Raw genomic sequence first — 17,690 nt, 5'->3', positions numbered from 1 at the left:
CAGCAAGTTCTCACCTTTTCCTACATTGATGTGAGATATGTCTCACAAGGCGGCTGGAATATTTCTCAATCTCCAAACCCCCAATATTTTCCCTGGAATAAGGCAATAAAAAGCCGGCAGTATTTGCCGGCTGTACAGAGTGCTGAGCTGCCTCAGTAACGGCTTAGCTACCTCAGGAACCGTTTAGCTACCTCAGTAACAGTAACGATGTATCACTGCCACTGACCATTTTGGTGGTGTTGCTTCCCACAAAGAACTGGCGGATTCTTGAGTGGCCATAAGCACCCATCACCATCAGGTCAATATCGTGTTGTTTCTGGTAGCTTTGCAAAGTCTGCTGCACGTCACCTTCCAGCAACATTTGAGTGACATCAAAGCCTGCCACCGTAAGTTTCTGATTGGCATTGGCCAACTGCTGACGATGCTCCGGAGTATCCTGTCCCACCATGACCAGGTGGCAGGGCAATCCCTTTAACAGCGGGCTGGTGGAAACTTTTGACAGGGCCTTCTCCGCTGTTTCACTGGCATCATACGCAAACATGAAACGATTGGGACGAACGAAGCTTTGTACGGTGACCAGAATAGGCCGATGAACCGTTCTGACCACATTTTCCAGGTGTGATCCCAGGGTATGGGCGGTGATGTCGTGACCCTCGCCCAAGCGTCCCATGACAAACAGGCGGGTATCCTCTTCCTGTTCCAGAAGCGTTTCTACCAGACTGCCATGTCGCTGCTGCTTGCTGATATTGACGGCTCCGTCTTCCCGGGCTCTCTGCTCAGCCTGGTCCAGCATATGTTTGCCGTGTTCAAGAGCCAAACGACCACGTTGTTCGTCCAGAGCAGTTAGTTCCTCCAATAAATGCTCCCGGCTTCCCAAGCCAATATTGCCGGAAAGGTTGCCGGAGGAGGGAAATTCGCTTTTATCCAGAACATGCAGTAGTTTCAGGGGCGCATCCAGGCGTTCACTGGCCCAGGCTCCTGCGTCGCATACTGCTGTGGCGATGGCTGAGCCATCAATACAGGCAACGATAGTATTCAATATTCTTCTCCCTGCTATTTCTTAATGCCCGGCCATCATTTTTTCAACTTCTTCGGGTTTGTCGTGAACACCGAAGCGATCCACGATGGTGGAGCTGGCTTCATTCAGCCCGATGACCTTCACGTCAGTGCCTTCCCGGCGGAACTTGATGACCACTTTGTCCAGGGCGGACACAGCGGTGATATCCCAGAAGTGGGCGTCAGTGAGATCAATAGTGACATGTTCCAATACTTCCCTGAAATCAAATGCGTCAACAAATTGATCTGAGGAAGCGAAGAAGACCTGGCCAATGACGCGATAGCTTCTCTGGCCTTCACCGGTGGATTCATTTTTTACCAGCATAAAACGTCCAATCTTGTTGGCGAAGAACAGTGACGCCAGGAGCACGCCGACCAGTACGCCCAACGCCAGATTGTGGGTACCTACGACCACAGCGACCGTTGCAACCATCACGATATTGGTGGAAAGAGGGTGTTTTTTCAGGTTGCGGATGGAGTCCCACGAGAAGGTACCGATGGATACCATGATCATCACGGCGACCAGGGCGGCCATAGGGATTTGTTTGATCCATTGATCCAGGAACACGACCATGATCAGCAGGAACAAACCGGCGACAAATGTGGAGAGTCTGCCCCGGCCGCCGGATTTTACGTTGATCACGGACTGGCCGATCATGGCGCAGCCTGCCATGCCGCCCAGGAGACCGGCTCCAATGTTGGCAATACCCTGTGCTTTACATTCCCGGTTTTTGTCGCTGGGAGTATCTGTGAGGTCATCGACGATGGTGGCGGTCATCATGGATTCCAGCAAGCCGACCACCGCGAGGCCGATAGAGTAGGGGAAAATGATGGATAAAGTTTCAAATGTGAGAGGAACATCCGGCCACAGGAAAACCGGCAGCGTATCCGGGAGTTCGCCCATGTCGCCGACCGTTCGGATATCCAGGCCAAGTAAAATGGAAACAATGGTCATGGAAATGATGCATACCAGGGGGGAAGGAACCACTTTGCCAATTTTTGGCAGCAGTGGAAACAGATAGATAATCCCCAGGCCGGCGGCTGTCATGGCATATACGTGCCAGGTGACATCGGTCAGTTCTGGTAGCTGTGCCATGAAAATCAGGATCGCCAGGGCATTGACGAAGCCTGTCACAACCGAGCGTGAGACAAACCTCATCAGACTGCCCAGCTTGAGGAATCCGGCGCCGATCTGGAAAACCCCGGTCAGCAGTGTGGCTGCCAATAAGTACTCCAGGCCATGTTCCTTCACCAAGGTCACCATCAATAGGGCCATGGCACCTGTAGCGGCGGAGATCATGCCTGGGCGGCCACCGGTGAATGCTACGATCACCGCGATACAGAAAGAGGCATAGAGTCCGACCTTGGGATCAACGCCGGCAATAATTGAGAACGCAATGGCCTCTGGGATCAGGGCCAGGGCGACGACTGTCCCGGCCAACAGGTCTCCGCGGATATTGGAGAACCATTCTTTCTTCATTGTTTCAAGCATAAAGGATTAATACCCTGGCATTGTATCTGTGTGTTGTCTGTCATTTCCGCGCCAGAAAGAATTCAATTGGCTCGACAGTTGGCCAATTTAGGATTTTGGGATGCTTTTCCGGAGACGGCTTTGTGGGACTTCCGTGTGGAGGTTTGTCTGACTTCAAGACAATCAGGCTGGATGTGCATCAGGTGCAGCATTGTTATTGGTGTTTCCAGGCGATGTAACCAATTTGGCGCGTATTATACGTGACTGACCTTTAATGGCAATTAAGCAGAGGTATCAGTACGGGAGGATATCGGGGACGTTTTCAGCAGCCATTGGGTCAGATAGAAACCGATGACGATGCCAAGGGCGTCTGCCAGCAGGTCGGCAATACTGAAGCTTCTGTAAGGCAGAAACCATTGATGGATTTCCACCGCCAGGCCGTAGGCCAGCATGTAACCCGCCAGTACCAGGACAGAGCGTCGTGGGTGGGTAATTCGTAATAGGGAATATAACCCGATAAAGGCAGTGATATGAACCAGCTTGTCATTGATGGTGGCGACTGGCGTATACTCAACCGGGACAATGGCTGAGACATATCCCGCAGCCAAAAGAGCATATACCAACCATGCAGCCCAACGGGTGTCTCCCAACAGGTGAAGGCGTTGACGGAAGTTGTCTACAAGGTTCTGCATGAGGCGATCGTTGTCTATGAACAGGTGATGGTTGTCTATAGTTGAATTCAGGGGTTAGGAATCCAACAAAGGTTACATGGTTTCCCGGTGAAGTTATATCTATTTACCAATGAACTAAGTTTAAGAGTTCTGCGCGAGGGCAAGCTGCCGTTGGTTGCCATGCATGATTTACAGGATCCCTTCCTCGATCCGGCGATTAATACCCATATGCCTGAACAGGCGCCAATTTCAGAAACCGAGTTTCAAAATGAACTCAAGCGTCAGTATCAGAGTCTGTCTGAAGACATTCGCAGCATCGTAAGCTTTGATTATTTTGTCCAGGAAGCGGTTGGGCGGCGCCAGGAAATTGAAGCGGCCATGCAGGGGCGGCGTCGGGCGGTGCCCCAGTATGTGGATGTCGTTATGCAACAGAAGCTGGCAGTAGGCAGTCTTTATGAGCATATCCAAAGCCCTGAGTTATGGTGGGCTCAAGGTGGTCAGCATCGAGGAATGGCATTCGAACTTGATGTGGATGCTGCGCAACTGAGGGCAACCACCTATGAATCTCATCCCCAATACTTTGCTGCTGTCGGTTATTCGGCAGAGCGTCCAATGGATACCCATGAAGTAGCCACATCTTCAGCATTTACCCAGCGTTTTCGACCGCTGTTCCGAAAGTCTTCAGTGTTCAGTCAGGAGGGTGAGTGGCGCCTGGTGAGACTCATGACTGCCGCCAGTAAGACCAGTCAGGATGCTTTGGGAAGATCGCTTGGTTTGTTTCACTTTCCCCATAGCGCACTCACCGGCATTGTGTTCGGTTGTTTTACCCCTCCCGAAGAGATAGAGCATATCGTCTCGGCCATTCACTTGGATATGCGGTATCGCCATGTCAAACTATGGTGTTTGGAAAAGGACCCGGTACGTTTCCTGTTTCACCGGGTAGCCTGGGACTCGTAGGTCCTTGTGGCTAAACCTCTAGAGAATTCAAATTAAGTTCCGAAGGATGATGTATGAAGCCTTTTATGACGGGCATTGAGGATGTAGTTGACGGTTTTAAACTGATACGTGAACCCAAACTGCGATTATTTGTGATCATACCGTTAATCATCAATACGTTGGTTTTTTTCGGTTTTATTGCTTTGTTGGGCCATTATTTTTCCGGTTGGGTTGATGGCTTGCTGAGCTGGCTCCCAGATTGGGAATGGCTGGCATTTTTACGCTGGTTCTTATGGGTGGTGTTTGCGTTTCTGGTTATTCTGCTGGTGGCTTATGCCTTCGTGTTCGTCGCGACATTAATAGGGGCTCCCTTTTACGGATTACTGGCGGAGCAGGTTGAACGTCGTCTAACCGGCCAGCAGGTGAGTGAAGATACTCCTTGGTCCCAGGTGATCAAATCTATTCCGCGGAGCGTTGGCCGTGAAATTGCCAAGCTGCTCTATTATTTACCTCGGGCACTGGGGTTGTTTATCCTAGGATTTATTCCGCCGGTTAATGCGGCCACGCCCTTCCTCTGGGCAATATTCTCAAGTTGGACGATGGCACTTGAATTCCTCGACTACCCTGCGGATACCCATGGAAAATCGATTGATGAACTTAAAACCTTCATGCGCCAGAATCGCGCCAGAACTCTGGGGTTTGGTTTAATTTCCTGGGGTTGTACTCTGGTTCCGATCTTGAATCTGGTCTCTATGCAGGCGAGCGTGGCCGGTGGAGTGAAATTCTGGCTCCAAGCGGAAGGTAAACTTAAAGACAAGGCGTAACCGTTTGATTTCGTGCAATTCTGCTCGAATCGGTCTAGCCTTAAACTATCCGGAAGTGTTAAAGAACGATCGTTTTTAATAACAACAGTGATCAACCGAGCGGACGTAGTTAAGGCATGTCAGTAAAAGTATTAATTGTGGATGACGCCAGTTTTGTGAGGGATATGGTTAAGCGTTCCATGCGCACCTATTTTCCTGATGCCAAAGTGGAGGAGGCCATTAACGGGCGTAAGGCACAGTTTATGATGAGCAAGACTCATTATGATCTGATTCTTTGCGACTGGGAAATGCCGGAAATGTCCGGTCTGGAGCTGTTGCAGTGGGCGCGTAAGCATGAGACCTATCAGAAGGTGCCCTTTGTGATGGTGACCAGCCGGGGAGACCGCGGCCATGTGGTTGAGGCTGTGCAGGAAGGCGTTTCCGACTATCTCTCCAAGCCTTTCAGCCCTGAAATGCTAGCCCAGAAAGTGGTTAAGCAGATCGGCAAGAAACTAAAACAAGCTCGTTCTCCACAATCCTCTTCTTCCACACTTGGCGGAGACTCCGCCAGTGTGCTGACAGGAGCATCAGATAAAGCCAAGCAGAGTCCGGCACCTAAAGTCACTGAAGCCTCTCTGACCGGTAGTGCCGCTTTGTTGACCGGGGACTCTGCCAAACCCGCCGCAGAAAAAACAGTCTCAGCAGCTAGCAAAAAGGCGCTGGCGCAAATCCGCTTTGCTGACTTCAACCTACCCTGCGTCATTAAGTCCATAACGTTGAATGAAGTGAAAGTGGTCGCCAGACGTGGTGAACGTTTCCCGATGATACTTGATCCAGCAGTAGTGGATATTGAAGTATCTGAAGGTGGAACGATCGAGCGAATCAACGGCTATGTACATATGTTGCAGGCGGTTGAAAAACGGGTGGATACGGACTTTATCAGTCTGGTGATTCGTTTTGTAGACGAAGATCCGGACAAAATGGCGTCATTGTCGAAGTTCATCGCCAGCTTCTAATCAACACAGAGCTATTAATTAACACAGTACTATTAATCAACACAGTGCTATTCAAGTCGAGCAAGTCTTGGCTTGTCTGGGTTTATCAATAGCCCTCTTCCACAAGTTCCTGGGGTGGTAAGGAAGGGCCTTAATCTTCTCGTCGAAATCCATTCTGACCAGAGTTCGAATCTATTGTTGCTAAAGATCGAAAGCTATTGGGCTTAAAGATCAAAAGCTATTCCGCTGCTGTGGAAGTTTCTGAGTGGTCTGACTGAATGACCCGTTTTATTGGGAAGTGACAGATAAATACACTTCCTTGTCCAATACGGCTTTGGATCTCCAGCTCTCCTTCATGATTGATCAGAACATGTTTGACGATGGCCAGTCCCAGTCCGGTACCGCCAGTTTCAGAGGCTCTTGAAGGGTCCGCGCGATAGAAGCGTTCTGTCAGCCGTGGGATATGCTCGGGATCGATGCCGATTCCGGTATCTTGTACTGAAAAATGTACACCTTTGTCGTCCTCATACCAACGGACGTTAATTTCTCCATTGGCCGGCGTGTATTTCACGGCATTCAGCAGGATGTTGGAAAATGCACTCTGTAATTGAGTGGTATTGCCCTTCAGGTGGGCTTCGGAGGCGATTTCCAAATTGATGCGGTGCTGCTTCTCCGTATTCAGGGAGCGGGCATCATGGCAAATGGTGTGCAGAATGCGCTGGATATCCACGTCCTTTTGTACGAAATTCTGGCCGTCATTTTCGATTTTGGACAATAGCAACAGGTCATTGACCAGAGCTTCCATCCGCTGGGATTGTTGTTCCATTTGTCTAAGCGGCCGGCGCCAGCGTTCCGGTAACGAATCTGCATTATCGATCAGTGTTTCCAGATATCCGGTGATCACGGTCAGAGGTGTGCGAAGTTCGTGGGACACATTGGAAACGAAGTCTCTTCGCATTTGTTCCAGGCGATACAGGCGAGTGACATCCTGCACCATGATCAGACGATCATCTTCCCCGAACAGCGTGATCTGCACCTGCAGTTTGATATTGGGGTTGTTGGGGGCATTGATCAGCAATGGTTCCTGGTATTTTTTGGAACTGAAATAGCGCTTGAATATAGGGGTGCGGATCAGGTTATAAATCAACTGGCCACGGTCCGTGGGATGCTTGAATCCCAACATGCGGTCGGCGGCCTGATTCCACCAGTCCATGGCGCCCATGCTGTCGGTCATGACCACGGCATCACGCAGAGCATTGGTGGATTCCTGGATCCGGTTAATCATTGCCTGAAGGCGGTCCCGGGAGCGATAGTGGTCTTTTTGCAGACGATGGATGCCGTCGAAAATTTCACCCCAAAGTCCGGAGCCCTCAGGCGGGATAGTGATTTCGCTCTGGTATAGCCAGGAATGCAGGCGGAAAGCCTGATAGAGCGTCCAACAGATGTAGCCCCCGAGTACGACTACCAGTGTCCAGGCAACTTCACCAATGACCAGACCCAGTACAAAGGCAAAGGCAAGACACATCAACACCAGGCGGATGTAGTGACTTGCTTTTCTATTCATATAGATATTGTTCGGTCGTCTTAACGCTCGTGTTTCGCGGTCAGCCTGTTATAACAACGGCTGGACTACGGCGCTTTGGTGGAAAAGCGATAGCCGGTTCCCCGCACGGTCTGAACCAGATGATCGTGATGGGGCTCCAGAGCTTTGCGCAGTCTTCGAATGTGCACATCCACCGTGCGCTCTTCGACATACACGTTACCACCCCATACCTGGTCCAGCAATTGACCGCGAGTATATACACGTTCCTGGTGTGTCATAAAGAACTGTAGCAATTTATATTCGGTGGGGCCCATGTTCAGAGCATCGCCACTAGCGGTAACGCGATGGCAGACAGGGTCCAGTTTCAGGCCGTCAACCTCAATGGGGGTTTCCATTCCCTGGACGGCTGTACGGCGAAGTACGGCTTTCAGGCGGGCGACGAGTTCACGAGGGGAGAAGGGTTTGGTGATGTAGTCGTCTGCGCCGACTTCCAATCCCTGAATTTTATTATCCTCTTCTGTTTTAGCTGTCAGCATGATCAGAGGAATTTCGGATGTGCTTTGATCCCGTTTCAGACGTCGCGCAAATTCAATGCCGCTGACACCGGGTAGCATCCAGTCCAGAAGAATCAGGTCAGGTTTCTGATCTACGATCAGAGAGTGGGCCTCCCGGGCATCTCCCGCCTCCAGATAGTCGTAATCTGCCATCTCGAGTGCGACGGCGATCATTTCCCGGATCGCAGGCTCATCATCCACTATGAGTACTTGTTTGCTGGCCATGCAAAAACACCTATTAAATACCGTCAGAAAACTGTTGCCGGATTATTACAACGGTGATTTGTTACAAGTATATGACAGGTGCCGACAAATGTGTCTTTTTTGTCATGGAGAATGCTCCGGGAGTTGGTTATTGGAGCACCAGATAGTCCACCACCAGGCCAATAAAAATTGCCATGCCGACCCAGTTATTATTGAGAAAAGCTTTAAAGCACTGGTCGCGGTCACGATACCGGATCAAGTGTTGCTGATAGACAAAGAGAACTGCAGCAACAATCAGTCCCAAGGTATAAAAGACGCCCAGTTCAAGGCGCTGGCCCACGATCGCAAGGATTGCCAGTGTCATTACCTGGAGAATCGCAACGATGATTTTGTCAGCGTCCCCAAAAAGAATGGCGGTGGATTTGATCCCGATTTTTATATCGTCATTACGATCCACCATGGCATACATGGTGTCATAGGCTACTGTCCACACCACTGTGGCGGTGTAAAGCAGCCACACTTCTTCAGGAAGCGTATTGATTTCCGCTGCGAATGCCATCGGTATGGCCCAGGCAAATGCCGCTCCAAGCACAACCTGTGGCAGGTGGGTGTGGCGCTTCATGAAAGGATAAACCGATGCCAGCGCTGCCCCACCGAAAGCCAGAAGGATGGTAAAAATATTGGTAAACAGAACCAGAATAAATGCCATTCCCAGCAGCGCCACAAACAGTATCAAGGCTTCTTTGGAGGATACCTTGCCGGTAGCCAACGGCCGGTTTTTGGTTCTTTCCACATATCCGTCAAGACGACGGTCGGCAAAATCATTGATAACGCAGCCTGCCGAGCGCATGAGGAAGGTTCCGACGGTGAAGATCACCAGATTCTTAATGGAGGGAATGCCCTTGGCCGCAGCCCAAAGTGCCCAGAGCGTGGGCCAAAGAACAAGATAAATGCCGATAGGTCGATCTACCCGCATAAGTTGTAGGTAAGTTTGCCAATGTGCTGCTTTGGCAGGTTTTGCGATCTGAGTCTCGGGTGCTGAAGCCATAATTATTGGTAGAAAACCGAAATCAATGGAAAGATGAGTCGTGACTGTAGTTTAAGCAACTCTGCTTCAATTTTTAAATATTAATGGATTTTGCCTGTCTGTCAGGTTTCGGCTTCCTGGCATTGTTCGTGGCTGATGATACGCGGGGTAAAGAATTCGCAGACCAGCAAAGGTTTGTCACCAAGGTAAAAGACTGAGCGCCGACCCCAGCCGGAAAGAGGTTCACCTGGAATCAACTCGCCTTTGAACAGGTTGTGGTACTGAGTGAGTTCCAGGGGGCCTCGCTCCATGTCGGGGGCGTTAAACAGAAACGCTCCAAGAGGTTTGTTTCCAAGATGCGCCAGACGCCGTGCCGATCCTGATAGCGTTGCATTGGGAACGATGCTCCGTGCGTAAACCCAGGGCTGATCGAAGCAAATCAAGGCCACTTCCCTGATAATGCAGGATTGACGCTGAGTCAGGCCCAAAGCCTCCAACTCTGTGGGTAATGGAAACCCGTTCCGCTGACTGATCACCTCCACCCGGAAATCGCCGTCGCTGGTCTCTATCAGGCGCTTGGTCAGCGAACCTCTGTCCAGCACCCAATCACGCCAGGGAGAAGGCAAGACATGTTGGGGGACTCTTTGGAAGTGATGCCAGTGTAACTGGCGTAACTGTTCTTCAACAAACATAGGATCCACAAAATCGGGCGGAGAGGCGGCTATGTTACGGAAACTGATGGCAAAATTCATCCACCCAGCAATTTATTCTCTGCCTGTTCCACCTGTTGGGCTGATCCATGCAGAATTAACGTATCTCCTGGCTGAAGTTCCAGAATCTGCTGCGGAGTCAGTTCCTCTTTGTCCCTGTGGACGCAGTCTATGACGCACTCTCCGAGTTTCAGGTTAGCCAGGGACTTGTGGCAGGCATAAGCGCCTTCAGGCAGGGTGACCGCATGGAGTTTTTCCAAAGGCACCCCTTCTGCATTAAGCAATTGTGAGTTCACTCCAGGATAATAGCCATGCAGGAGCTTGTAGCGATTGCGTCGGGCTTCTTCGATCTGCCGGTGAATCGTTCTGGGGGAAGTTCCCATTAATGCCATCACCTGACTTACCAGCATTAATCCTGCTTCGAGAATTTCGGGCACGACTTCGGTTGCTCCGGCCTCTTTGAGTCGCTCAACCTGACTGTCGTCGGTAGTGCGCACGAGGATAGGGACGTCGATATTTTCCTCACGCACCTGTTGAATCACCTTCAGGCTCTTATCCACATCGTTGTAGGTGATGATCAGGAGTCGCGCCCGACTCAAACCCAGAGCCTTGAGAATATCCGCCCGGCGGGAATCTCCGTAGTGTATCGGCTCTCCTGCGGCGCTAGCCTCCTTGACCCGGACTGCATCATTGTCGATAGCCACCAGTGGTGAATGGCTTTGTCTCAGGAAGCGGGCCACCATTTGCCCTACGCGACCAAATCCGCAAACGATTGCATGATTTTCCAGCTCAGCACAGGCATCTGTAATGGAATCGATTCTTGCTTCCCGGCTGCTGGATTCGACTTTCGGTGTTTTTGAGCTGAGCTTGCGTGCCAGTGCTACCAGGGCGGGAGTCAGAGTGATACTCAGAATAACCGTTGAGATGACGATGGCTCCAAACTGTTTGGAAACGATCCCATGACGCTCGCCCAAAGCGAACAGAGCAAAACCGAACTCACCGCCTTGAGCCAGATACAGTCCGGTTTTAATGGCGGTCGGGAGATCTCGCCGAAACCGAAAGGCCAATAATCCGATAATCAGGGATTTCAGGGCTATCAGCAGGAAAGTGAACAATAGTATCCAATGCCAGTTACGCAGAACCTCGGAAAAATCTACGATCATGCCGACGCTGATAAAGAACAGACCCAGAAGAAGATCCCGAAATGGGCGTATGTCTGCCTCAATCTGATGTTTATAGTGAGTTTCCGAAAGCATCATGCCGGCGATAAACGCCCCCAGCGCCATGGATAGCCCAAAGCTGTGGGTGAGGGCTGCCGCCAGCAGCGACACCATCAGCACCGTCAGCACAAAGAGCTCGTCCGAGCGGGCCTTGGCCACCTCGTTGAACAGGACGGGAAGGAGGTATTTGCCCAAAGCCAGCATCAACGCAAACAGCAGCAGTCCTTTGCCAAGAGTTATGGCTAGTGCGAGCAGAAAAGACGAATCGCTTTCCCCGGCCAGAAAGGGGACCAGAATAAGAAAGATCACTGCTGCGAGGTCCTGAAACAGGAGCACGCCCATGGAAAGAATCCCGTGAGATTGTCCCAGCTCATTACGGTTGACCAGTTCCTTGCTGACCACCGCGGTTGAGGAGAGGGCCAGGGCTCCTGCCACAATAATGGCTTCTTCCTGACTGGCGTTGAACAGCAATGCAATGCCATAGACCAGTAAGCTACTGATGGCTACCTGCCATCCTCCGAGACCGAAGACCACTTTGCGCAGGGCGAGCATTTTGGCGAGAGAAAACTCAAGCCCCAAAGAAAACAGCAGGAAAACCACACCAAACTCGGCCAGTATCTGGATCTGGTCCAGATCACTGACCCAGCCCAGGGCTGATGGTCCGACAGCAAGACCTACGGTCAAGTAGGCCAGCACAGGAGGGATTTTGATGCGCCGGAATGCGGAAGATACGATGACTGCCGCAGTGATCAGTAGCAGAAATTGTCCAAGACCGGCGTCGTGCATACCTGTGTGGTAATCCTGTCAACGGGAGAAAGTTATAGCCCTTTTACTGCATAAATACCGGGGGCATTGCGCCAATACCCTTTGTAATCCATGCCGTAACCGAAAAGATAACGGTCGATAACTTCGATACCGGTAAAATCACATTTCTGGCCGGGATAGGATTTGCGGTCATGCATTTTGTCTACCAGAACCCCGGAATACACTTCCTTGGCGCCACGCTGCTGGCAATATTCGGTGATCGCTTTGAGTGTCGTGCCTTCATCCAGAATATCATCCAAAATCAGCACCGTCCGGCCTTCCAGGCTTTCGGTGGGCTCAACTTTCCAGTCAAGGATACCGCCAGTGGTCTGCATCCTATAGCGGGTGGCGTGAATGTAGCTCAGTTCCAGAGGGAAGTTCAGCAAGGGCAACAGCTTACCTGAAAATATCAGACCACCGGTCATGACACAGTAAACGATCGGATTTTTGTCCGACAGCTTATCTGTGATAGCCGCTGCCATGTTGGTAATAGCCTTTTCAACCTCCTCTTGGGAATGCAGGCAATCTGCTTCGTCGAGGACCTGTTGCATGTTTTCAGTGGTTTGTGCCATTGCTCGGTTTCGTACTCTTATGTATTGAAGTATTTAGCAGCCTTGGTGCTGAAAGTCGTGACAGCGTGGTGCGCCAGCCCGCGTTTCGCTTTCTGATGCTTCTCTGTTCGAGGAGACTGTTCGGGCAGCTTCCTGCACTCTTTTCAGAGCCAACACTGATTTTAAAGACGCATAGTATAGCCAGATTGACTTGAACTCCGTAACCTCAGCCCGTATAAATGCCTTTTTTATTGGATCCTAGGTATTAACAGGGTAAGAAGCATGCGTAAATGGCAATGTGTGGTTTGTGGATTGATTTATGATGAAGCTCAAGGATGGCCGGAGGATGGTATTGCTCCAGGCACCCGTTGGGAGGATGTGCCCGAGGATTGGGTTTGCCCTGATTGCGGAGTTGGCAAAGAAGATTTCGAAATGATTGAAATCGGGTGAGCCGTTTGTCGGTTATCCGGTGATGAAGGCCCACGCCTGAAGACACTCATACAGATAAGTAAATTTAATCCGCCACAGGAAAGGTTATGGCTTTGACAGATACACCTATCGTCATTATTGGTACCGGTTTGGGGGGCTATTCCCTGGCTCGGGAGTTTCGCAAACTCGACAAGGAATCCCGGGTACTGATGATCACGGCCGATGACGGTCATTCCTATTCCAAACCCATGTTGTCAAACGGGTTTGCCAAGGGTAAATCGGCGGATGATCTATCTATGGCCGACCCTGGAAAAATGGCGGAGCAGCTCAACATTGAGGTGCGAACTCATACAACCATTACCGGCATAGATTCGAACGATAAGGTTCTTTGGATCGGCGACGAAGCCCTTCCCTACAAGAAACTTGTTCTGGCCTGGGGAGCTGACGTCATACATCTGGATTTAAAAGGGAATGCCGTCAGCCGGGTGAGATCAGTGAATGATCTGATGGATTACCGGGCCATTCGTCAGGAACTGGAGAATAAAAAGCGCATCGTCATTCTTGGAGCGGGTCTGATCGGATGTGAGTTTGCGAATGATCTGGTCCAGGGAGGCTATCAGGTGGAGGTCATTGCACCTTCTATGACAGTATTGCCGACGCTGCTGCCTGATGCGGCGGCGGAGGCCGTCAAACTGGGTCTGGAGCAGCAAGGGATTTCCTTCAGGCTTGGTCGTTTTGCCTCAGAAGTCAACGCCAGTGGCGAGGGTATTGAGTTGGTCTTGGATAATGGCGACCGGGTTGAGGCTGATATGGTGCTGTCTGCGGTTGGTCTGCGTCCACGGACTGCACTGGCCAGGCAAGCAGGTCTTATTTGTGATAAGGGAATTGTGACAAATCGCGCTCTTGAAACCAGTGCGCCTGATATCTATGCCATGGGTGATTGTGCCGAAGTGGATGGTTATGTCCTGTTGTATGTGCTGCCACTGATGGCCTGTGCCAGAGCGCTGGCAAAAACCTTGTCTGGGGAAAGGTCGGAAGTGGCATACGGAGTCATGCCCGTGATTGTTAAAACTCCGGCTTGCCCTGTTGCCGTTTGTCCACCTCCGGCAGATGCTGAAGGTGGCTGGGAAATTGAGAAGGACAATGATCTGGATGTCAAAGCTCTGTTTCGTGGTCCTGACAAGCAGCTGTTGGGGTTCGCAGTGACTGGTGCCAAAGTGCCGGAAAAACAGGCGCTAGCTAAAGAGCTGGCGCCCATTCATTCCTGATCGTCAGTTATTCGTTGACGATCAGAACCTCTACCCGACGGTTGGCTGCGCGACCGTCGGCGTTGTCATTGGATGCCACAGGTCTGCTTGGACCATAACCTTGTGTTGTTATCTTTTCTGGTGTGATTTTGCCAACGTTCGCAATAAACTCTCCGACATTGGCTGCACGCTCTTCAGAAAGTCGCTTATTCAGTAACTCATCTCCCCGGTTATCCGTATGACCGGAAACCTGAATTCCCGCATCTGGAAAGACTTCAATCGCATCAATGATTTTATTTATCAGAGGCAGGTTTTCCTGTTCGATTTCGCTGGAGCCGGAGTTGAATTTGAAGCCATAGGCGCGGATCAGGACGTTCTGTCCCTGTTGGTAAACCTCTGCTTCGGTAATGGCAAACAGCTTTCGAACAAACTCAAAACGGCGAAGGTTCTCCGCGTGACGACGTTTCTCCGCATCGGTTTCCATTTGGGCGGCCAAAACTTTTTGCTCCATCTCATGTTTCAGGGTTTCCATGGTGGCAGCGGATTCAATCTTCAGACTGCTTTCCCTTGCTTCAGCTTCGGTCAAGGCCTGACGCAGCGCCAGTTTTTCAGACAGGATCTGGTTGAGACTGCGGTTGATGGTGGCATTGACCTCTTCAGGTCCCTTGTTAAATGGAAGCTGGGTCAAAATGGGTTCAACCGCTCCTGATAACTGCTGCTCATGCCATAGCAGTACCTGTTCCAATGCATCAGGTTGCCCAGCGTATTTTTGAATCAAGCCTGCCAGCACTTCAGCATGCTCTACTGATGCAATTGCGGCGGAAGCTTCAGTTTCCGCTTGCTTGATTTGAGTTCGGTCCTGATCCAGAAGACTTGTCGCCTTATCCAGATGACTGGTTGCTATTTGCATGGTTGAGGGTGACAGCAGGGGGATTTCCCGCACGGTTGCCAACTGGATCGCCTGGCGCGCTTGACCGAGAATACTGTTCTTGATCGCATCAAGCTCCAATGTGAGATAGAGCTCTTCCAGGGCATGACGCTCATGCTCGTCTGCCTGGGCTTGAAGGTCGTCCTCAAGCTTGCTGGTCGTTGCCAGAAGTTGGGAGTCCGCCTCGGAAAACTGCGTTGGATATAGTGAGTCTGCGCCTGCCACCAAAGCCGCTGTGCGCGCGTCATGGATCGACGAAATCCTGGAGGCGACAGCCTGGCTGGAAGCGCGCAGCGCAGCTATCTGGTTGAGACCGGCTCCAGCGATTTTCCCTGCCTCTCCAGAATTGGAGCCGGAGGCGTTCAGAGATTTCTGGTAGAGCTTGGTAATCTCTTTGAATTGTTCTGGAGCAAACAAGTTGTGTTGCTCCTGCTCAGCTTGTTCCAGCGCTTGATATAGCTTTTCAACCTGTTCAGGGGTATTGCCCGGTGGCGGCGAAGTTGGACGGGGAGGAGCTGAGCTACAGGCAGCCAGAACCAGACAGAGGGTCAAATAGGTAGCGGTGGATAGAAGTACTGATTTCATCAGATTGACGGTCCGTTATTCTAAAATTTGCAATAACTTACGCATGCTGTGGCATTGCTGCAAGTTTGAGTTTGGATAAAAATTTTATTAAGAATTCCATTTCCAGCTTGTTATTTGTCAGTTCCTGACACACTATTAATTTGTGGCCAGGATGCTAGCAGGTAAAAAGGGTAAACAGATCTCCCCAAATCCTTCTCGGCCCCGATCATCATGCTTCACATCATGAAATGCCAGGACGGCAGTTGCTGCTTTTTGTAAAACTTCGTTTATTCAAAAAGGAGGAATCTGCAATGGCTCTTTTGTTCAGACTATATGGGCCAAAAGATCCTAAGCAAGATGATGATGAACCAAGAAAATCTGATATTCCTCAACAGGAAGCCAGCACCGAAAAGTACAGCACTAACCCACGTGTTGAATGGGAAATGAGTGCGGTCGCTGCGCTGAGAGTCAACTTTGTAACATCAGAAAATTAGTTCGTCATACCATTTGCCGGAATTACAGGTGCCAGCAGTATCGGCACCCTTTCATAGCTTAACTTCTTTTACACGCTACCTCTCGCATTCCACCCTTTTCCTACTCTATCTTTCAAATGCGTCTGCTTAAGCTGGTTTGGATGAGGCTCTTCTGGCCGCAAGACAGCTACGACAAAAACACTTATCCCCTTCCACAAATGGCTCATGATGACGTTCGTCATGAGGTAGCGAAAAACACCAGCAGGTAGATTTCCCTTTTTCCAGATCACATTGGGCTGGTTTTCCGCATCCTGGGCAGCAGTGGGTGTAGGCGTCAGGTATTTGTTTGCGTTGCTCGTCTCTTTCCATTATGTCTATATCTGGTGGTCACTTTCTTTACTGAGCCCATATCATGGGTTTTTTGTGCTTTGTATGCAAGATGGCGATCAGCCTATATCGAATGGCTTGATGCTGCTGGACAACACTTGCTGGTGCTAATAACCTCTTGTGTGAAACAATATTTCGTTTTCCCGCAGGGGCAGAATCTGATCATACCCTGCCTGCTCTCTTCCTGATTCAATAAAGGATATTTTCATGACTGATGTCGTCCAGAAATTGATGGACCTGCTAACACTGACCCCTTTGGATGAATGTCTGTTCAAAGGTTCCAGCGAAGATTTGGGCTTTAAGAATGTATTTGGAGGACAGGTCATTGGCCAGGCGTTGATGGCTGCGTATCAGACGGTGGATCCGGATCGAACCGCACACAGCCTGCATGCCTACTTTCTGCGTCCTGGTGATGCGAATCACGACATTATCTATGAGGTCACTAAATTGCGGGATGGGCGCAGCTTCAGTGCCAGAAGGGTTGCTGCCCGCCAGCACGGTAAGGAGATCCTGACCTTAACCGCCTCATTCCAAGGAGAGGAAGAAGGTCATGAACATCAGTTTGATATGCCGAATATCAAAGGGCCGGAAGGCATCACTTCGGAGCTCGAGGTGTATCGGCGGTTTAAAGACCTGATACCGGAAAAAATTCGTGATCGCTTCACCCGTGACCGCCCCATTGAAATACGTCCGGTGAATCCTATGAACCCTCTGGCTCCCGAGCCTAAGGAACCCTACAAATACAACTGGTTCAAAACCACCAGTAGATTGCCTGACGACGTATACTGGCACCATTGCCTTCTGGCTTACAGTTCTGATTTCGGGTTATTGGGCACCAGCCTGTATCCTCATGGAATGTCGTTCTTCAGCAGGGAGCTGCAGGTAGCCAGTATTGACCACGCGGTATGGTTTCATCGGGATTTTCGAATGGATGATTGGCTGCTGTATTCGATGGATAGCCCGAGTTCTTCCCATGCCAGAGGCTTAAACCGAGGCATGGTCTATGACTCAAAAGGGCGTCTGGTGGCATCCACGGCCCAGGAAGGATTGATCCGGCCTCGCAGTGACAAGCGCTGAGCGATTCTGGACAAACATGGATGATAGTGAATTTAAACTG

At 50.6% G+C, this 17,690-nt stretch carries 18 protein-coding genes; 7 read left to right on the top strand and 11 right to left on the bottom strand.

Going from position 1 to position 17,690, the window contains the following annotated elements:
* Positions 1-187: 187 nt before the first annotated feature.
* From BTA51_RS01300 to BTA51_RS01290, 3 genes are all read right to left on the bottom strand, one after another.
* On the bottom strand, positions 188-1,039 hold the full coding sequence (locus BTA51_RS01300; protein WP_094705499.1) for a universal stress protein: 852 nt from the start codon (positions 1,037-1,039) through the stop codon (positions 188-190).
* A 21-nt stretch (positions 1,040-1,060) separates the two neighbouring features.
* The gene (locus tag BTA51_RS01295; RefSeq protein ID WP_094705497.1) at positions 1,061-2,548 is read right to left on the bottom strand and encodes a SulP family inorganic anion transporter; all 1,488 of its coding nucleotides are present in this window, start codon (positions 2,546-2,548) and stop codon (positions 1,061-1,063) included.
* A 260-nt stretch (positions 2,549-2,808) separates the two neighbouring features.
* Positions 2,809-3,219 (bottom strand): VanZ family protein, encoded by a 411-nt coding sequence (locus BTA51_RS01290; protein ID WP_094705495.1) that lies wholly within the window; start codon positions 3,217-3,219, stop codon positions 2,809-2,811.
* Between the two features lie 87 nt (positions 3,220-3,306).
* On the opposite strand from BTA51_RS01290, the gene BTA51_RS01285 reads away from it, so the two are divergent.
* The 3 genes from BTA51_RS01285 (at position 3,307) to BTA51_RS01275 (ending at position 5,953) form a co-directional block, all read left to right on the top strand.
* Positions 3,307-4,155, top strand: a complete 849-nt coding sequence (locus BTA51_RS01285) for a DUF2971 domain-containing protein (protein ID WP_094705493.1) — start codon at positions 3,307-3,309, stop codon at positions 4,153-4,155.
* Positions 4,156-4,208: 53 nt separating this feature from the next.
* Positions 4,209-4,958 (top strand): sulfate transporter CysZ, encoded by a 750-nt coding sequence (gene cysZ, locus BTA51_RS01280; protein ID WP_094705491.1) that lies wholly within the window; start codon positions 4,209-4,211, stop codon positions 4,956-4,958.
* A 116-nt stretch (positions 4,959-5,074) separates the two neighbouring features.
* Positions 5,075-5,953, top strand: a complete 879-nt coding sequence (locus tag BTA51_RS01275) for a response regulator (protein WP_094705489.1) — start codon at positions 5,075-5,077, stop codon at positions 5,951-5,953.
* A 217-nt stretch (positions 5,954-6,170) separates the two neighbouring features.
* Here the strand turns inward: BTA51_RS01275 and phoR are convergent, their stop codons facing one another.
* The 6 genes from phoR to BTA51_RS01245 all read right to left on the bottom strand — a co-directional run bounded on the left by phoR (position 6,171) and on the right by BTA51_RS01245 (position 12,566).
* Positions 6,171-7,496 carry a phosphate regulon sensor histidine kinase PhoR gene (gene phoR / locus BTA51_RS01270; RefSeq protein ID WP_094705487.1) on the bottom strand — a complete coding sequence of 442 codons (1,326 nt, stop codon included), beginning with the start codon at positions 7,494-7,496 and terminating at the stop codon, positions 6,171-6,173.
* 65 nt (positions 7,497-7,561) lie between these two features.
* Entirely contained in the window at positions 7,562-8,254 is a 693-nt protein-coding gene (phoB, locus tag BTA51_RS01265; protein WP_094705485.1) for a phosphate regulon transcriptional regulator PhoB, read from the bottom strand.
* A gap of 127 nt (positions 8,255-8,381) precedes the next feature.
* The gene (gene ubiA, locus BTA51_RS01260) at positions 8,382-9,281 is read right to left on the bottom strand and encodes a 4-hydroxybenzoate octaprenyltransferase (protein ID WP_094705483.1); all 900 of its coding nucleotides are present in this window, start codon (positions 9,279-9,281) and stop codon (positions 8,382-8,384) included.
* 101 nt (positions 9,282-9,382) lie between these two features.
* Positions 9,383-9,952 (bottom strand): chorismate lyase, encoded by a 570-nt coding sequence (locus BTA51_RS01255; protein ID WP_210404739.1) that lies wholly within the window; start codon positions 9,950-9,952, stop codon positions 9,383-9,385.
* Positions 9,953-10,008: 56 nt separating this feature from the next.
* On the bottom strand, positions 10,009-11,976 hold the full coding sequence (locus tag BTA51_RS01250) for a monovalent cation:proton antiporter family protein (RefSeq protein ID WP_094705479.1): 1,968 nt from the start codon (positions 11,974-11,976) through the stop codon (positions 10,009-10,011).
* Positions 11,977-12,008: 32 nt separating this feature from the next.
* Positions 12,009-12,566 carry a hypoxanthine-guanine phosphoribosyltransferase gene (locus BTA51_RS01245; RefSeq protein WP_094705477.1) on the bottom strand — a complete coding sequence of 186 codons (558 nt, stop codon included), beginning with the start codon at positions 12,564-12,566 and terminating at the stop codon, positions 12,009-12,011.
* Between the two features lie 261 nt (positions 12,567-12,827).
* Between BTA51_RS01245 and BTA51_RS01240 the strand changes: the two genes are divergently transcribed.
* Positions 12,828-12,995 carry a rubredoxin gene (locus tag BTA51_RS01240; protein WP_094705475.1) on the top strand — a complete coding sequence of 56 codons (168 nt, stop codon included), beginning with the start codon at positions 12,828-12,830 and terminating at the stop codon, positions 12,993-12,995.
* Between the two features lie 86 nt (positions 12,996-13,081).
* Entirely contained in the window at positions 13,082-14,242 is a 1,161-nt protein-coding gene (locus BTA51_RS01235) for an NAD(P)/FAD-dependent oxidoreductase (RefSeq protein WP_210404738.1), read from the top strand.
* 7 nt (positions 14,243-14,249) lie between these two features.
* On the opposite strand, the gene BTA51_RS01230 is transcribed toward BTA51_RS01235, so the two are convergent.
* Complete coding sequence (locus BTA51_RS01230; RefSeq protein ID WP_094705473.1) at positions 14,250-15,734, bottom strand: OmpA family protein; 1,485 nt, start codon at positions 15,732-15,734, stop codon at positions 14,250-14,252.
* A gap of 242 nt (positions 15,735-15,976) precedes the next feature.
* Here BTA51_RS01230 and BTA51_RS01225 point away from each other — a divergent pair, with 242 nt between their 5' ends.
* Positions 15,977-16,207, top strand: coding sequence for a hypothetical protein (locus tag BTA51_RS01225; RefSeq protein WP_141215509.1), 231 nt, complete (start codon positions 15,977-15,979; stop codon positions 16,205-16,207).
* Positions 16,208-16,333: 126 nt separating this feature from the next.
* Here BTA51_RS01225 and BTA51_RS30870 read toward each other — a convergent pair whose 3' ends face one another.
* A complete protein-coding gene (locus tag BTA51_RS30870; RefSeq protein ID WP_094705469.1) occupies positions 16,334-16,555 on the bottom strand; it encodes a cysteine-rich CWC family protein in 222 nt (73 codons plus the stop codon).
* Between the two features lie 225 nt (positions 16,556-16,780).
* Between BTA51_RS30870 and tesB the strand changes: the two genes are divergently transcribed.
* Positions 16,781-17,650: an acyl-CoA thioesterase II gene (gene tesB, locus BTA51_RS01215; protein ID WP_094705467.1), complete on the top strand. Its 870-nt coding sequence runs from the start codon at positions 16,781-16,783 to the stop codon at positions 17,648-17,650.
* The last annotated feature ends 40 nt before the right edge of the window (positions 17,651-17,690 follow it).

It is taken from the genome of Hahella sp. CCB-MM4 (genome assembly GCF_002260525.1).
Taxonomy (GTDB): domain Bacteria; phylum Pseudomonadota; class Gammaproteobacteria; order Pseudomonadales; family Oleiphilaceae; genus Hahella.
Note: the sequence above shows the minus strand (reverse complement) of the source record. Positions and strands in the feature narration are given on the sequence as shown.

Bases quoted from the DNA above. Each gene is read 5' to 3' on its own strand.
- BTA51_RS01295 (WP_094705497.1), bottom strand. From the start codon at position 2,548: ATGCTTGAAACAATGAAGAAAGAATGGTTCTCCAATATCCGCGGAGAC.
- BTA51_RS01290 (WP_094705495.1), bottom strand. From the start codon at position 3,219: ATGCAGAACCTTGTAGACAACTTCCGTCAACGCCTTCACCTGTTGGGA.
- cysZ (WP_094705491.1), top strand. From the start codon at position 4,209: ATGAAGCCTTTTATGACGGGCATTGAGGATGTAGTTGACGGTTTTAAA.
- BTA51_RS01275 (WP_094705489.1), top strand. From the start codon at position 5,075: ATGTCAGTAAAAGTATTAATTGTGGATGACGCCAGTTTTGTGAGGGAT.
- phoR (WP_094705487.1), bottom strand. From the start codon at position 7,496: ATGAATAGAAAAGCAAGTCACTACATCCGCCTGGTGTTGATGTGTCTT.
- phoB (WP_094705485.1), bottom strand. From the start codon at position 8,254: ATGGCCAGCAAACAAGTACTCATAGTGGATGATGAGCCTGCGATCCGG.
- ubiA (WP_094705483.1), bottom strand. From the start codon at position 9,281: ATGGCTTCAGCACCCGAGACTCAGATCGCAAAACCTGCCAAAGCAGCA.
- BTA51_RS01255 (WP_210404739.1), bottom strand. From the start codon at position 9,952: ATGTTTGTTGAAGAACAGTTACGCCAGTTACACTGGCATCACTTCCAA.
- BTA51_RS01250 (WP_094705479.1), bottom strand. From the start codon at position 11,976: ATGCACGACGCCGGTCTTGGACAATTTCTGCTACTGATCACTGCGGCA.
- BTA51_RS01245 (WP_094705477.1), bottom strand. From the start codon at position 12,566: ATGGCACAAACCACTGAAAACATGCAACAGGTCCTCGACGAAGCAGAT.
- BTA51_RS01240 (WP_094705475.1), top strand. From the start codon at position 12,828: ATGCGTAAATGGCAATGTGTGGTTTGTGGATTGATTTATGATGAAGCT.
- BTA51_RS01235 (WP_210404738.1), top strand. From the start codon at position 13,082: ATGGCTTTGACAGATACACCTATCGTCATTATTGGTACCGGTTTGGGG.
- BTA51_RS01230 (WP_094705473.1), bottom strand. From the start codon at position 15,734: ATGAAATCAGTACTTCTATCCACCGCTACCTATTTGACCCTCTGTCTG.
- BTA51_RS30870 (WP_094705469.1), bottom strand. From the start codon at position 16,555: ATGGAAAGAGACGAGCAACGCAAACAAATACCTGACGCCTACACCCAC.
- tesB (WP_094705467.1), top strand. From the start codon at position 16,781: ATGACTGATGTCGTCCAGAAATTGATGGACCTGCTAACACTGACCCCT.